Annotated in this window: 15 protein-coding genes; 8 read left to right on the top strand and 7 right to left on the bottom strand. The window is 66.7% G+C overall.

The annotated features are described in order from the left end of the window. Nucleotides 1-23: 23 nt before the first annotated feature. The 5 genes from glnH to ACCD11_RS19255 are packed head-to-tail and all read left to right on the top strand — an operon-like array spanning nucleotide 24 to nucleotide 4,136. On the top strand, nucleotides 24-773 hold the full coding sequence (glnH, locus tag ACCD11_RS19275) for a glutamine ABC transporter substrate-binding protein GlnH (protein ID WP_413315080.1): 750 nt from the start codon (nucleotides 24-26) through the stop codon (nucleotides 771-773). Nucleotides 774-775: 2 nt separating this feature from the next. Further along, nucleotides 776-1,432 carry a glutamine ABC transporter permease GlnP gene (gene glnP / locus ACCD11_RS19270; protein ID WP_413315079.1) on the top strand — a complete coding sequence of 219 codons (657 nt, stop codon included), beginning with the start codon at nucleotides 776-778 and terminating at the stop codon, nucleotides 1,430-1,432. After that, nucleotides 1,429-2,157: a glutamine ABC transporter ATP-binding protein GlnQ gene (gene glnQ, locus ACCD11_RS19265; RefSeq protein ID WP_413315078.1), complete on the top strand. Its 729-nt coding sequence runs from the start codon at nucleotides 1,429-1,431 to the stop codon at nucleotides 2,155-2,157. Before glnP ends, glnQ begins: the two co-directional genes overlap by 4 nt. A 1-nt stretch (nucleotide 2,158) precedes the next feature. After that, on the top strand, nucleotides 2,159-3,202 hold the full coding sequence (locus ACCD11_RS19260) for a C45 family autoproteolytic acyltransferase/hydolase (protein ID WP_413315077.1): 1,044 nt from the start codon (nucleotides 2,159-2,161) through the stop codon (nucleotides 3,200-3,202). Next, nucleotides 3,162-4,136, top strand: a complete 975-nt coding sequence (locus tag ACCD11_RS19255) for a MurR/RpiR family transcriptional regulator (protein ID WP_413315076.1) — start codon at nucleotides 3,162-3,164, stop codon at nucleotides 4,134-4,136. Before ACCD11_RS19260 ends, ACCD11_RS19255 begins: the two co-directional genes overlap by 41 nt. Nucleotides 4,137-4,167: 31 nt before the next feature. Here ACCD11_RS19255 and ACCD11_RS19250 read toward each other — a convergent pair whose 3' ends face one another. From ACCD11_RS19250 to ACCD11_RS19220, 7 genes are all read right to left on the bottom strand, one after another. Continuing rightward, the gene (locus ACCD11_RS19250; RefSeq protein ID WP_413315075.1) at nucleotides 4,168-5,121 is read right to left on the bottom strand and encodes a hypothetical protein; all 954 of its coding nucleotides are present in this window, start codon (nucleotides 5,119-5,121) and stop codon (nucleotides 4,168-4,170) included. Nucleotides 5,122-5,149: 28 nt separating this feature from the next. Next, entirely contained in the window at nucleotides 5,150-5,821 is a 672-nt protein-coding gene (locus tag ACCD11_RS19245; protein ID WP_413315074.1) for an AAA family ATPase, read from the bottom strand. Beyond that, nucleotides 5,818-6,441: a nicotinamide riboside transporter PnuC gene (gene pnuC / locus ACCD11_RS19240; RefSeq protein WP_413315106.1), complete on the bottom strand. Its 624-nt coding sequence runs from the start codon at nucleotides 6,439-6,441 to the stop codon at nucleotides 5,818-5,820. Before pnuC ends, ACCD11_RS19245 begins: the two co-directional genes overlap by 4 nt. Nucleotides 6,442-6,576: 135 nt before the next feature. Next, nucleotides 6,577-6,855 carry a cell division protein FtsB gene (ftsB, locus tag ACCD11_RS19235; protein WP_007835683.1) on the bottom strand — a complete coding sequence of 93 codons (279 nt, stop codon included), beginning with the start codon at nucleotides 6,853-6,855 and terminating at the stop codon, nucleotides 6,577-6,579. A gap of 19 nt (nucleotides 6,856-6,874) precedes the next feature. After that, a complete protein-coding gene (gene eno / locus ACCD11_RS19230) occupies nucleotides 6,875-8,158 on the bottom strand; it encodes a phosphopyruvate hydratase (protein ID WP_413315073.1) in 1,284 nt (427 codons plus the stop codon). Nucleotides 8,159-8,206: 48 nt separating this feature from the next. Further along, nucleotides 8,207-8,497 (bottom strand): DUF1330 domain-containing protein, encoded by a 291-nt coding sequence (locus ACCD11_RS19225; protein ID WP_413315072.1) that lies wholly within the window; start codon nucleotides 8,495-8,497, stop codon nucleotides 8,207-8,209. After that, nucleotides 8,494-10,176, bottom strand: coding sequence for a CTP synthase (locus ACCD11_RS19220; protein WP_007835677.1), 1,683 nt, complete (start codon nucleotides 10,174-10,176; stop codon nucleotides 8,494-8,496). The genes ACCD11_RS19225 and ACCD11_RS19220 overlap by 4 nt, the downstream gene beginning before the upstream one ends. Nucleotides 10,177-10,299: 123 nt before the next feature. Here ACCD11_RS19220 and coaBC point away from each other — a divergent pair, with 123 nt between their 5' ends. Genes coaBC through dut form a run of 3 tightly spaced genes read left to right on the top strand, consistent with a single transcriptional unit; the run spans nucleotide 10,300 to nucleotide 12,433 of the window. Further along, the gene (coaBC, locus tag ACCD11_RS19215) at nucleotides 10,300-11,523 is read left to right on the top strand and encodes a bifunctional phosphopantothenoylcysteine decarboxylase/phosphopantothenate--cysteine ligase CoaBC (RefSeq protein WP_413315071.1); all 1,224 of its coding nucleotides are present in this window, start codon (nucleotides 10,300-10,302) and stop codon (nucleotides 11,521-11,523) included. Further along, on the top strand, nucleotides 11,523-11,990 hold the full coding sequence (locus ACCD11_RS19210) for a hypothetical protein (RefSeq protein WP_007835674.1): 468 nt from the start codon (nucleotides 11,523-11,525) through the stop codon (nucleotides 11,988-11,990). Before coaBC ends, ACCD11_RS19210 begins: the two co-directional genes overlap by 1 nt. After that, the gene (dut, locus tag ACCD11_RS19205; protein WP_007835673.1) at nucleotides 11,987-12,433 is read left to right on the top strand and encodes a dUTP diphosphatase; all 447 of its coding nucleotides are present in this window, start codon (nucleotides 11,987-11,989) and stop codon (nucleotides 12,431-12,433) included. The genes ACCD11_RS19210 and dut overlap by 4 nt, the downstream gene beginning before the upstream one ends. Nucleotides 12,434-12,606: the final 173 nt, after the last annotated feature.

Below are 12,606 nucleotides of genomic sequence, written 5' to 3'. Positions count from 1 at the left end.
GCTCTTACTCCGGAAGGATTGTCATGAAGAAACTCGTTCTCCGACTGCTCGCGGCAGCGGTCGTCGCCACGTCGATCGTCGCCCCCGCCACGGCGGCCGGCCCATTGCTCGTTGCCGTCGACACGGCCTTCGTTCCCTTCGAATTCAAGGAGGGCGACAAGTACGTGGGCTTCGACATCGACCTGTGGGACGCCGTCGCCAAGGAACTGAAGCTCGAGTACAAGCTGCAGCCGATGGACTTCAACGGAATCCTCCCCGCGCTGCAGACGAAGAACGTCGACGTGGCGCTGGCCGGCATCACCATCAAGGAGGAACGCAAGAAAGCCATCGACTTCTCCGACGGCTACTACGACAGCGGATTCATTCTCATGGTGCCCACAGCCAGCAAGATCGCCGGTGTGGCGGACCTGAAGGGCAAGACACTGGCCATCAAGACGGGCACCTCCGCCGCTGACTACGCCAAGGCCAATTTCGCGGGCACCGAACTGCGCCAGTTCCCGAACATCGACAACGCCTACCTGGAACTGATGACCGGCCGCGTCGATGCCGCCATGCACGACACACCGAACGTCCTTTACTACATTGCGACCGCCGGCGCGGGCAAGGCCAAGGCCGTCGGTCCGCAGATGATGGCGCAGCAGTACGGCATCGGCTTCCCCAAGGGCAGCCCGCTGGTGGCGCAGGTGAACACGGCGCTCGCCAGGATCAAGGCCGACGGCCGCTACGCCGCGATCTACCGCAAGTGGTTCAAGACCGAGCCGCCGAAGGCCTGAGCATGGATTTCGACTGGTCAGTGATCGCCGGCGCCATGCCGGCATTGTTGAAGGGCGCCCAGCTGACGGTGCTCATCACCGTGGCGGGCCTGGTGGGCGGCACGCTGCTGGGCGTGCTGTTCGGCCTGATGCGCGCCTATGGGAACCGCTTCGTCGCCAGCCTCGGCTTTGCCTACGTGGGCCTCGTGCGGGGCACGCCCATCGTGGTGCAGGTCATGTTCATCTACTTCGCCTTGCCCGGCCTGCTGGGCGTGCGCGTGGACCCGATGACGGCGGCCATTGCCTCCATCGTCATCAACTCCGGCGCCTACATCGCGGAGATCGTCCGCGGCGCGTTCCTCTCGGTGCCGAAGGGCCTGAGCGAGGCGGGGCTGGCGATGGGCCTGCCGCGCTGGCGCGTGCTGGCCTTCGTCGTCGGCCCGGTTGCGTTCCGGCGCATGACGCCGGCGCTCGGCAATCAATTCATCGTGAGCCTCAAGGACACCTCGTTGTTCATCGTCATCGGTGTCGGCGAACTGACCCGCCAGGGACAGGAAATCATGGCGGCCAATTTCCGGGCCATCGAGATCTGGACCGCGGTCGCCGTGATCTATCTCCTGCTGATCGGCGTGCTGACGCTGGGCCTGCGGACTGTCGAAAGAAGGATGCGCATCCTGTGAACATCGTCGAATTCAAGAATGTCGAGAAGCACTTCGGCGCCAATGTGGTGCTCGATCGCGTGAACCTGCAGATCCGCCCGGGCGAAGTCGTCGTGCTGATCGGTCCCTCGGGCTCGGGCAAGTCGACGCTGCTGCGCTGCATCAACGCGCTCGAGCAGATCAATGGCGGCGACCTGCTGGTGGACGGGCTGAGCGTGCGCGGCGGCAATGCCGTGGCGCGTGAGATCCGCCAGGAAGCGGGCATGGTGTTCCAACAGTTCAATCTGTTTCCGCAGATGACGGCGCTCGAGAACGTCGCGTTCGGGCCGCGGCAGGTGCGCGGCGCCTCCAGGTCGCAGGCGCAGGCCCTGGCGGCGGAACTGCTCGCCAAGGTGGGCCTCGCCGAGCGCATGCACCACTATCCGAGCGAGCTCTCCGGCGGGCAGCAGCAACGCGTTGCCATTGCACGCGCACTGGCCGTCAGGCCGAAGCTGATGCTGTTCGACGAGCCGACCTCCGCGCTCGACCCGGAACTGCGCCAGGAGGTGCTGCGCGTCATGCAGTCGCTTGCCGAGGAGGGCATGACGATGGTCGTCGTGACCCACGAGATGCAGTTCGCCCGAAAGGTCGGGACACGGCTGATCTTCATGGAGCACGGCCACATCACGGTCGACGGGCCGCCGGCGCAACTGCTGGACAACCCGCCGAACCAACGCCTGCGCGATTTTCTTCAGCACGTGGAGTGACATGCCGACATTGAATTACCTTGAGGCCGGGGGATCGCCCTTCGAAACGGGGCGCATGCTCGGCCGCTTCGGCGCCGCGGCCCTGCAGGACTATGCGCGGCATTCGCCCGCCTGGGCGACGGTGATGCGCCATCGTGGCGCACCCGCAGCCGAGGCGATGGCCACCTTGGTGCGCACGCGTTTTCCGCGCATCTGGGACGAGCTGCAGGGCCTCGCCGCCGGGCTGGAACTGCCGTTCGAAGACGTGTTCCTGTGGAACAGCCGCGGCGACTTGTGGGCCATGGCACCGGACGGTTGCACCACGGTGCAGGAAGCGGGTGCGCTGCGCCGCATCACCCACAACGAAGACGGCGATCCGGCCTTCGCGGGACATTGCGCGATCGCGGTGTGTGCGGTGGAAGGCGGGGCGTCCTTCGCGTCCTTCGTCTATCCGGGATCGCTGCCGGGCCACACCTTCGCCGTGACCGAGGGCGGCTTCGCGATGACGGTCAACAACCTGCGATGCCTGAAGGTGCGGCCCGGCGTCCCACGGATGGTTCTCACGCGGGCACTGCTCGAAGCGGCCAGCCTGCGCGAGGTGCGCGCGCTGCTTGCATCGAACGAACGTGCAGGCGGCTTCCACCTGACCGTGGCGCACCGGTCCACGCCCGAACTGCTCAGCGTGGAGTTCAGCTCAGAAGCCTGTTCGGTCGTCGAGGTCGCTGGCCGGAGGCTGCATGCCAACCACGCGCTGCATGCCGCGCTGAGCGATCTGCCGCAGATCGTCACCGGCTCGTCGCGGCACCGGCAACTGCGCGGCGATGCCTTGCTGGCCGACGGCGATCCGCTGCGCCTGCTGGCCGACAGCGGTGATGCGTCGTTCCCGATCCTGCGCACCGATCCGGCCGACAGCGACGGCGAGAACACGATGGCGACCGCGGACATCCGCATCGGCCCTTCGTGCGTCGAATGGCAGGTGTACGAGCATCCAGCGCAGCCGCCGCGGTTCCATATGATCGACGGCCATGCAAGCATCGAAAAAAGCCAGCGAACCCAACCCACCTGACGCCGAGAACGATGGCGCTTCGCCGCCTCGAACGGTCGAGGCACTGCGTGCGCTGACGGTGCGCGTGGGGCGGGGCGATGCGCTGATTTCGATGGGCGGCAAGGCGCACAGCGTGCTAGCGCGCCTGGTCGAGCGACCGGAAGAGGTTGCCGTGCGCACGATCACCGAACTCGCCGAATCCCTGGGCGTGAACGCGTCGACGCTGACGCGTCTGGCGACTCGTCTCGGCTATGCCGGCTTCGTCGATTTCCAGACGGTGTTCCGCGACGGGCTGGCGTCCCGGCACCGCCATTTCTACAGCGAGCAGGCCGGCCGCCTGGTCGCGCATGCCTCGGAGCGCTCGCAGTCGGATGGGCCCGGGCAGCGCCCGGAGATCGACACCATGGTGCAGATTGCCAAGGACTCGATCGCCAACACCGAAGGCTTCCTCGCGCAGCTCTCGGCCGACGAACTGCAGCAGGCGGCCCGGCTGCTGGCCACGGCCCCGCGGGTTCGGGTGCATGGTCTTCGGCAGTTCAGCGCGTTGGCAAGTTTCCTGGCCTATGGGTTGGCGATGGTGCGCGGCGACGTGGCCCTGCTCGATCCGCACGGGCTGGGCGTGGCCGAGGGGCTGGCCCAGTTGCAGCCCGGCGACCTCGTGGTGGTGACGAGCGTCGAGCCCTACACGCGCAGCATCGCCGAGACGGCGGCCGCTGCCGCCAAGGCCGGCGTGATCGTCATCGCCATCACCGACCACCGCGCGTCGCCGCTCGCGGCCTTCGCGAAGCACGCCTTCTTCGTGCCGCACGGCAGCACCTTCTTCAGCAATTCGATGGGCGCCTATGTCATCTTCTGCGAAGGCCTGCTGAACCTGGTCGCGACCAGCCTGGGCAAGAAGGCGCTGAAGGCGCTCGAACGGCGAGAGCGCTTCATCGCAGACCTGGGCATCGAGTAGCACTGCGCGTCGAGGCGCGCACGTTCGGCATTCAATCGTCGAAGCCGCCGAACACGATGTCGGGTGCGCTGGTGTTGTGGCGCGAAGGCTGGCTGCGCCCGAAGCGAACGTGCGTGGCGTTGAGCGACTTGACCTCGGGCAACGGCAGGGTTTGCGCCGCGGCCTGCGGCGCTGACTGCCAGCGCACCTCGCTCACGTCGGCGTTGTCGGGCGCGACGTACATCGAGCGCAGCACCGCGAAGGGCTGAGCGCTCGCGGTGGGCTTCGAGAGCGTCACGTCGAGCGCGGTGCGTGTGCGGCTGATTTCGTCCACGCGCACCACGGCGCTGCCGCCGTCGGTGAAGCGCACCTGGATGGCCAGCGGCCGGGGCACGATGCGGATCGACGCGATGTTCACCACCGGCCGCGCCGCCGCCTCGACCGGGCCGAGCAGGAACGACGAGCCATACGCCCCGTCGCCGAAGCGGGCCTCGGGCAGCGGCTTGATGCGCCAGTAGCCATCGGACGGGTAGAGAACGATCGCTTCAAGCGCTTTGCCGTTCTCTTTTTTGAACACCTGCAGCAGGTGAAAGCCGCCGTCCTTGCGCTTGCCGATCTGCACGGGCACGCGCTGCGGCCGCCAGAAGGTGGGCAGTGTCATGCCGACGATGCGCCACTGCGCGTTGTCCATCAGCACGACGGTGCGTTTGCGGAAGCGGTGCGCCGGGTCGGTCGGGTGGGCCCCGCCGTCGAAGTTGCAGCCCGAGAAGTCGGGCTTGGTGACGTCGTCGCCGACCTTGTCGAGGTAGTCGGGCTGCAGTGCCTCGATGCGCAGGCGGCGGATCCCGTCGCCGCGCAAGGTCAGCGACACGTTGTCTTCCTCTGCGCAGGCGGTGGTCGTGGTGCCGTTCTCGACGGTGGCGGCGACAGGGGCTGCGGTAGCCGGCAGCAGCGCGGCGAAGGCGCTGCAGATCAGGGCGACACGCGCGACGGAACGATGAGGCATCGGGTCTCCGGTGATGGGATGGGGCGCGCTACTCGCGGCGCGCGATCAGGTCGCTGAAAAGCTTATGTTCGCATTCCGGGTCGGAACACTTCTCGCAAGGCCATGACCACGAGGCGGGCTTCGCGTCGGACTGGGTGTGCGCGCGGGGCCGGCCCTCGCTGCCGGCGATGGAATTGATGGCGTTCCAGGCATTGGCGAGCCGCTCGCCGCCCGTGCCATGCACCACGGCGTACGAGAGCTTCGCGCCCGCGAGCGCGGCGCGCACCAGCGTGTCGGTGGGCTGGCGCGCGTGCGGGCCGTCGCGCATGTCGTCGGCCATCCAGGGCAGGTCGAGCGCGGTGAGCAGCGTGATGGCATAGCGCCGCTGCGCGGCCAGCGCGCTGTCGTAGAGCGTGGTGTCGGCGAACAGCTGCTCGCTGTAGACAGCCGTCATGAGCGCCGTGGTGTCGGCCACCACCACGCCGGAGGCGGCTGCGGCCTCGATGCGGCGGGTCTGCTCTTCGGCGATGGCCCGTTGCTCGTCGGGGCGCGGCGTGCGGGCTTCGCGTTCGCACCATTCGCGCAGGTACTCGCTCACCAGCATCGTCGGCGTGCCGCGGTCCTTCAGGCGCTGCGCGATGGCGCGGGCCAGCTCGGTCTTGCCGGTGCTCTCGGCGCCCACGAGTGCGATGACACAGCCGGTCGGCAGCGTGGGCGTCATGCGCGTACCGCCTCGGCCGGCATGCGCTGCCGCCACGCGACGTAGCCGGCCACGCTGAGCACGGCGAACACCGCATACAGGCCCACGGTGAGCCACAACCCTTTGTGGATGAACAGGCCCACGCTCACGATGTTCACGGCCAGCCAGATCAGCCAGTTCTCGATGAACTTGCGCCCGAGCAGGAACTGCCCGACCAGGCTCAGGCCGGTGGCGAAGCCGTCCCACCAGGGCACGTCGGTGTCGGTGAAACGGCGCAGGAAGAGGGCGACGGCCGGCCATGCCAGTGCGCAGGCGGCTAGAGTGAAAGCGATGCCGCGCGGCGAGAGCCGGGCGACATGCAAGGCGCTGCCGTCGGCCCGGTGGCCACGCAGCCATTGCGCCCAGCCCCACAGGGCGACGAAGGCGAAGAAGACCTGGAGCGAGGCATCGCCGTAGATGCGCGCCTTGGCGAACACCACGACGTAGAGCAGCGAACTGATGATGGCCAGCGGCCATCCCCAGTGAATCTCGCGCATGTTGCAGCCGACCATGCCGAGAGCCAGCACGGCTGCGATGAATTCGAGCCAGCTGACAGGAGAGCCCCAGAGCAGGAATGCCGGGGCCGAGAGAAGCTCGAGGATCAGGTTCACCCCCGGAGGGCACCGTCGCAGTCTGTGCGTGGGACACCGCGGAACCGGCTTTGCCGGGCCGCTGGTGTCGCCCCCTGGAAGGGGGTTGGCGAAGCGACACGAAGTGCGCGAAGACTGGGGGTCATCCTAGTGAGCGATCTGTACGAACACTTCGTTCGGTTTGACCATGCCGAGCTCCGCGCGCGCGCGCTCCTCGACCATCTCGAGGCCGTTCTTGAGGTCGTTGACCTCGGAGGTCAGGCGCTCGTTGGTCAGCGTGGCCTTGGCGTTGGCTTCTTTCTGGTCGGCCAGCTTGGTGCGCAGCTGGGCCACGTCGCGCACGCTGCCGCGCCCGTTCCAGAGCTGCCACTGCAGGATGGCCAGCAGGAGCAACAGGACGATCGGAGGAACGAGGCGGGCGCGCATGCCGCGTGGCGTCCGGGCGTTACTTCAGGTTGTAGAACGCGCCGCGGCCGGGGTACACGGCGATGTCGCCGAGATCTTCTTCGATGCGCAGCAGCTGGTTGTACTTGGCGATGCGGTCCGAACGCGAGAGCGAACCGGTCTTGATCTGGCCGGCGTTGGTGCCCACCGCGATGTCGGCGATGGTGCTGTCCTCGGTTTCGCCCGAGCGGTGCGAGATGACGGCGGTGTAGCCCGCGCGCTTGGCCATCTCGATGGCGGCGAAGGTTTCGGTCAGCGTGCCGATCTGGTTGATCTTGATGAGGATCGAGTTGGCGATGCCCTTGTCGATGCCCTCTTGCAGGATCTTGGTGTTGGTGACGAACAGGTCGTCGCCCACCAGCTGCACGCGCTTGCCCAGGCGTTCGGTCAGGTGCTTCCAGCCGTCCCAGTCGCCTTCGTGCATGCCGTCCTCGATGCTGATGATCGGGTACTTGTCGACCCAGTTCGCGAGCATGTCGGTCCAGCTTTCGGCCGTGAGCGAGAGGTTCTCGCCCGACAGCACGTACTTGCCGTCCTTGTAGAACTCGCTGGCCGCGCAATCGAGGCCCAGGGCGATCTGTTCGCCAGCGGTGTAGCCGGCCTTGTCGATGGCTTCCAGGATCAGCTGGATGGCTGCTTCATGGCTCTCGACGCTGGGGGCGAAGCCGCCTTCGTCGCCGACCGCCGTGCTGATGCCGCGATCGCCCAGGATCTTCTTCAGGGCATGGAACACTTCGGCGCCGTAGCGCACCGCCTCGCGGAAGCTCTTGGCGCCCACGGGGATGATCATGAACTCCTGCAGGTCGAGGCTGTTGTTGGCGTGCGCGCCGCCGTTGATGACGTTCATCATCGGCACCGGCAACTGCATGCCGCCCATGCCGCCGAAGTAGCGGTACAGCGGCAGGCCCGACTCTTCCGCAGCGGCGCGGGCCACGGCCATCGACACGGCGAGCGTGGCGTTGGCGCCCAGGCGGCCCTTGTTGTCGGTGCCGTCGAGGTCGATCATCGTGCGATCGAGGAAGGCCTGTTCGCTGGCGTCGAGGCCCAGCACGGCTTCCGAGATCTCGGTGTTGATGTTCTCCACGGCCTTGAGCACGCCCTTGCCGAGGTAGCGGCTCTTGTCGCCGTCGCGCAGCTCGATGGCCTCGCGCGAACCGGTCGATGCGCCCGAGGGCACGGCCGCGCGGCCCATGGTGCCCGATTCGAGCAGCACGTCGCACTCGACGGTGGGGTTGCCTCGGCTGTCGAGAATTTCGCGGCCGACGATGTCAACGATTGCACTCATCTTCTGTCTTTCTCTTTCTGGTCTCTTTGGCGGATGAATAAATGGGGATCAGAGGCCCTCGACGGCGATCATGTTCATGATCGCGGCGCCGGCACGCGCCTCGCGCGCCTGGAGGTACTCGGGCGTCTCGTAGAAGGCCTTGGCCTTCTCGAAGCTGGGGAACTTGAGGATCACCACGCGCGTGGGCTTCCAGTCGCCCTCGAGCGGCTGCACCTGGCCGCCGCGCACGCACACTTCGGCGCCATGCGCCTGCATCGCGGCGCTGGACCACTTCTTGTATTCCTCGTACTGCGTCGGGTTCGTGACCTCGACGTGGGCGATGACGTAGCCGCTGCTCATGCGACAGCCTTCAACGTCTTGTTGGTGCTGCCCGCGCCCTTTTCCTTGTGGTCGAGCGCCGCCTTGATGAAGGCGTTGAACAGCGGGTGGCCGCCCCATGGCGTCGACTTGAACTCGGGGTGGAACTGCACGCCCATGAACCACGGGTGCACGTCCTGCGGCAGCTCGACGATTTCGGTCAGATGCTCGCGCTGCGTGAGCGCGGAGATCACCAGGCCGGCGTTGCGCAGTTCGTCGAGGAAGTTGACGTTGGCTTCGTAGCGGTGGCGGTGACGCTCGGTGACCACGTCGCCGTAGATGCTGTGGGCCAGCGTGCCGGGCGTGACGTCGGAGCTTTGCGCGCCCAGGCGCATGGTGCCGCCGAGGTCTGACTTCTCATCGCGCGTCTTCACGGTGCCGTCGCGGTCCTTCCACTCGGTGATCAGCGCGATCACGGGGGTGGGCGTCTCGGGGTCGAACTCGGTGCTGTTGGCGTTCTTCAGGCCGGCCACGTGGCGGGCGTATTCGATGGTGGCAACCTGCATTCCCAGGCAGATGCCGAGGTAGGGCACCTTGCCTTCGCGGGCGAAGCGGGCCGCCGAGATCTTGCCCTCGACGCCGCGCTGGCCGAAGCCGCCGGGCACCAGGATGGCGTCGTACTTGGCCAGGCGCGACACGTCTTGTGCCGAGATGGTCTCGGAGTCGATGTAGTCGATCTTCACCCGGGCATGGTTCTTCATGCCGGCGTGGCGCAGTGCTTCGTTCAGCGACTTGTAGCTGTCCGACAGGTCGACGTACTTGCCGACCATGGCAATCGACACTTCCTTTTGCGGATGCTCGACCTCGTAGACCAGGTCGTCCCAGCGCTGCAGCTTGGCGGGCGGCGTGTTGATGCGCAGCTTGTCGCAGATCAGGCCGTCCAGGCCCTGTTCGTGCAGCATGCGGGGCACCTTGTAGATGGTGTCCACATCCCACATGGAGATCACGCCCCACTCGGGCACGTTCGAGAACAGCGAGATCTTGGCGCGCTCGTCGTCGGGAATCGGCCGGTCGGCGCGGCACAGCAGCACGTCGGCCTGGATGCCGATGGCGCGCAGTTCCTTGGCAGTGTGCTGCGTCGGCTTGGTCTTGAGTTCGCCGGCGGCGGCGATCCAGGGCACGTAGCTCAGGTGCACGAAGGCCGAGTTGTTCGGACCGTTGCGCAGGCTCATCTGGCGTACCGCTTCGAGGAAGGGCAGCGACTCGATGTCGCCCACGGTGCCGCCGATCTCGACGATGGCCACGTCCACCTCGTGCGCCGTGCCGATGCCGGCGCCGCGCTTGATGTATTCCTGGATCTCGTTGGTGATGTGCGGGATCACCTGCACCGTCTTGCCGAGGTAGTCGCCGCGGCGTTCCTTCTCGAGCACGGTCTTGTAGATCTGGCCGGTCGTGAAGTTGTTGGCCTTGCGCATCCGCGTGTTGATGAAGCGCTCGTAGTGGCCGAGGTCGAGGTCGGTCTCGGCGCCGTCATCGGTGACGAACACTTCCCCATGCTGGAAGGGCGACATCGTGCCGGGGTCGACATTGATGTACGGATCGAGCTTGATGAGGGTGACTTGGAGGCCGCGCGATTCGAGGATCGCGGCGAGCGAGGCGGAGGCGATTCCCTTGCCAAGGGAAGATACGACACCACCGGTGACGAAGACAAATTTGGTCATGCCAGTTCCGGATGCGTGAATCCGGGCAGTGGGAAATTGCGATTATAGATGTGCCCTTTGCGACACCCCCCGCCAAGGGCTTGTTGCCGTTTGTTCGATGGCCTATGAGCAACAATACGGCCCATGCAAGATCTCGCCGGCAAACACATCGTCCTTGGCCTCACCGGAGGCATCGCCTGCTACAAGTCGGCCGAGCTGTGCCGGCTGTTCGTGAAGGCCGGGGCTACTGTCCAGGTCGTGATGACCGAGGCGGCCGAGGAGTTCATCACCCCGGTGACCATGCAGGCGCTCTCGGGCCGCACCGTCTACACCTCGCAGTGGGACACGCGCGAGCCCAACAACATGCCGCACATCAACCTCAGTCGCGAGGCCGATGCGATCGTGCTGGCGCCTTGCAGCGCCGACTTTATCGCTCGCCTCGTGCAGGGCCGCGCCGACGACCTGCTGAGCCTGATGTGCCTGGCCCGCCCGATGGACCGCGTTGCGCTGCTGATCGCGCCGGCCATGAACCGCGAGATGTGGGCCCATCCCGCCACCCAGCGCAACCTGATGCAGGTGGCGGCCGACGGCGCAACCGTGCTGGGCGTGGGCAGCGGCTGGCAGGCCTGCGGCGAAACGGGCGATGGGCGCATGCTCGAACCTGCGCAGCTGCTGGAGGACATCACGGCCTTCTTCCAGCCCAAGCTGCTGGCGGGGCAGAAAGTGCTGGTCACGGCCGGCCCGACCTTCGAGGCGCTCGACCCGATCCGCGGCATCACCAACCATTCGTCCGGCAAGATGGGCTTTGCCATCGCCCGCGCGGCCCGCGAGGCGGGGGCCGAGGTCACCCTGGTGGCCGGCCCGGTGCATCTGCCGACCCCGCGCGGCGTGACGCGCCTCGACGTGCTGTCGGCGCAGGACATGCTCGAAGTGACCACCCATGCCGCGCAGTCTGCTAGCATTTTTGTAGCGACTGCCGCCGTGGCCGACTGGCGTCCGGCCACGCAGAGCGATCAGAAGATCAAGAAGGACGGCAGCGGCAAGACGCCGGTGCTCGAGTTCGTCGAGAACGCCGACATCCTCCTGAGCGTTGCCAAGAGCGAGCGGGCACAGGCCCGAAAGCTCTTCTGCGTGGGCTTCGCGGCGGAGAGCGAGAACCTCGCCGAGCACGCCAAGGCCAAGCGCGAGCGCAAGGGCATTCCGCTGCTGGTGGGCAACATCGGCCCGCTGACCTTCGGGCAGGACGACAACGCGCTGCTGCTGGTGGATGCCAAGGGCGTGCGCGAGCTCACGCGCGCGCCCAAGCTCACGCTGGCGCGAGAACTCATGGCCGAGATTGCCGCCCGACTTCCCGACTGGAGGGCCTGATGAATCCCCATCCCCAGTGGAACACGCCACCGAACGGCGACTTCGCCCGTTATGTCGAGCGGCTGTCGGCGCAGGCCGCGCTGCCGAAGCGGGCTGCGAAAGAGGGCGAGCCCGGGCTCGACGTCGGCATGGGCCCGTCACCCGGCCAGCAGGGGCCGGTGAGCGCGGCCATGCAGCGCAGCGCAGAACTGCCGAATGGCGAAGTGCCGAAGAAGGAGCCTGGCTCCTTCGACCCCCTGACCCTCAAGGTGCTGGGTGCCGTCGGCGCGCTGGTGTTCCTCGTGCTGTGGGCCGCCGGCGTGCCTTTCGGCGTGCTGCTCCTGCTGGCGGGCGTGGCCATCTGGTTCGGCAAGAAATTGAAGGGCGTGAAGCTCACCCCCGGCGTCGCCAAATGGCAGCAGGTGCTGGAAGAGGCGGCCCGCAAGCAAAGAGAACAGCAACAGAAGCAAGGCAGCAAGCAAAAGTGAAAGTCGACGTCCGTATCCTCGATCCGCGCATGGTGGATCAATTGCCCGCATATGCCACCCCTGGAAGCGCCGGCCTCGACCTGCGGGCCTGCCTCGATGCCCCGATCACGCTGGAGCCCAACGGCTGGCAGCTGGTGGGCACGGGCATCGCGATCCACCTGGCCGACCCGGCCTATGCGGCGCTGATCCTTCCGCGCTCGGGGCTGGGCCACAAGCACGGCATCGTGCTCGGCAACCTCGTCGGCCTGATCGACAGCGACTACCAGGGCGAACTGAAGATCAGCGCCTGGAACCGCAGCGACACACCCTTCGTGCTGCAGCCGATGGAGCGGCTCGCCCAATTGGTGATCGTCCCCGTGGTACAGGCGCAATTTCGGGTGGTCACAGACTTTGCACCTTCGCAACGCGGCGAGGGCGGCTACGGCTCCACGGGCAAACATTGAGCAAATGCTGAAGGGAAGCTGAGTTTCGGGGCGGTAAAGACTGGAACTGGCGAAGGCCGGGCGGCCTCGAAGGTTTCAGTGTGTGTTCTGGCGTCATCGCGGCGGACGCTGCGGCGTTAGTCAGGCACACGCAGGGTGCATGCATTCATCATTCGTGCACTGTTCTATCCGAG

It is taken from the genome of Variovorax sp. Varisp36, assembly GCF_047304235.1.
Classification (GTDB): Bacteria; Pseudomonadota; Gammaproteobacteria; order Burkholderiales; family Burkholderiaceae_C; genus Variovorax.
This window is presented reverse-complemented; position numbering and strand designations above follow the sequence as displayed.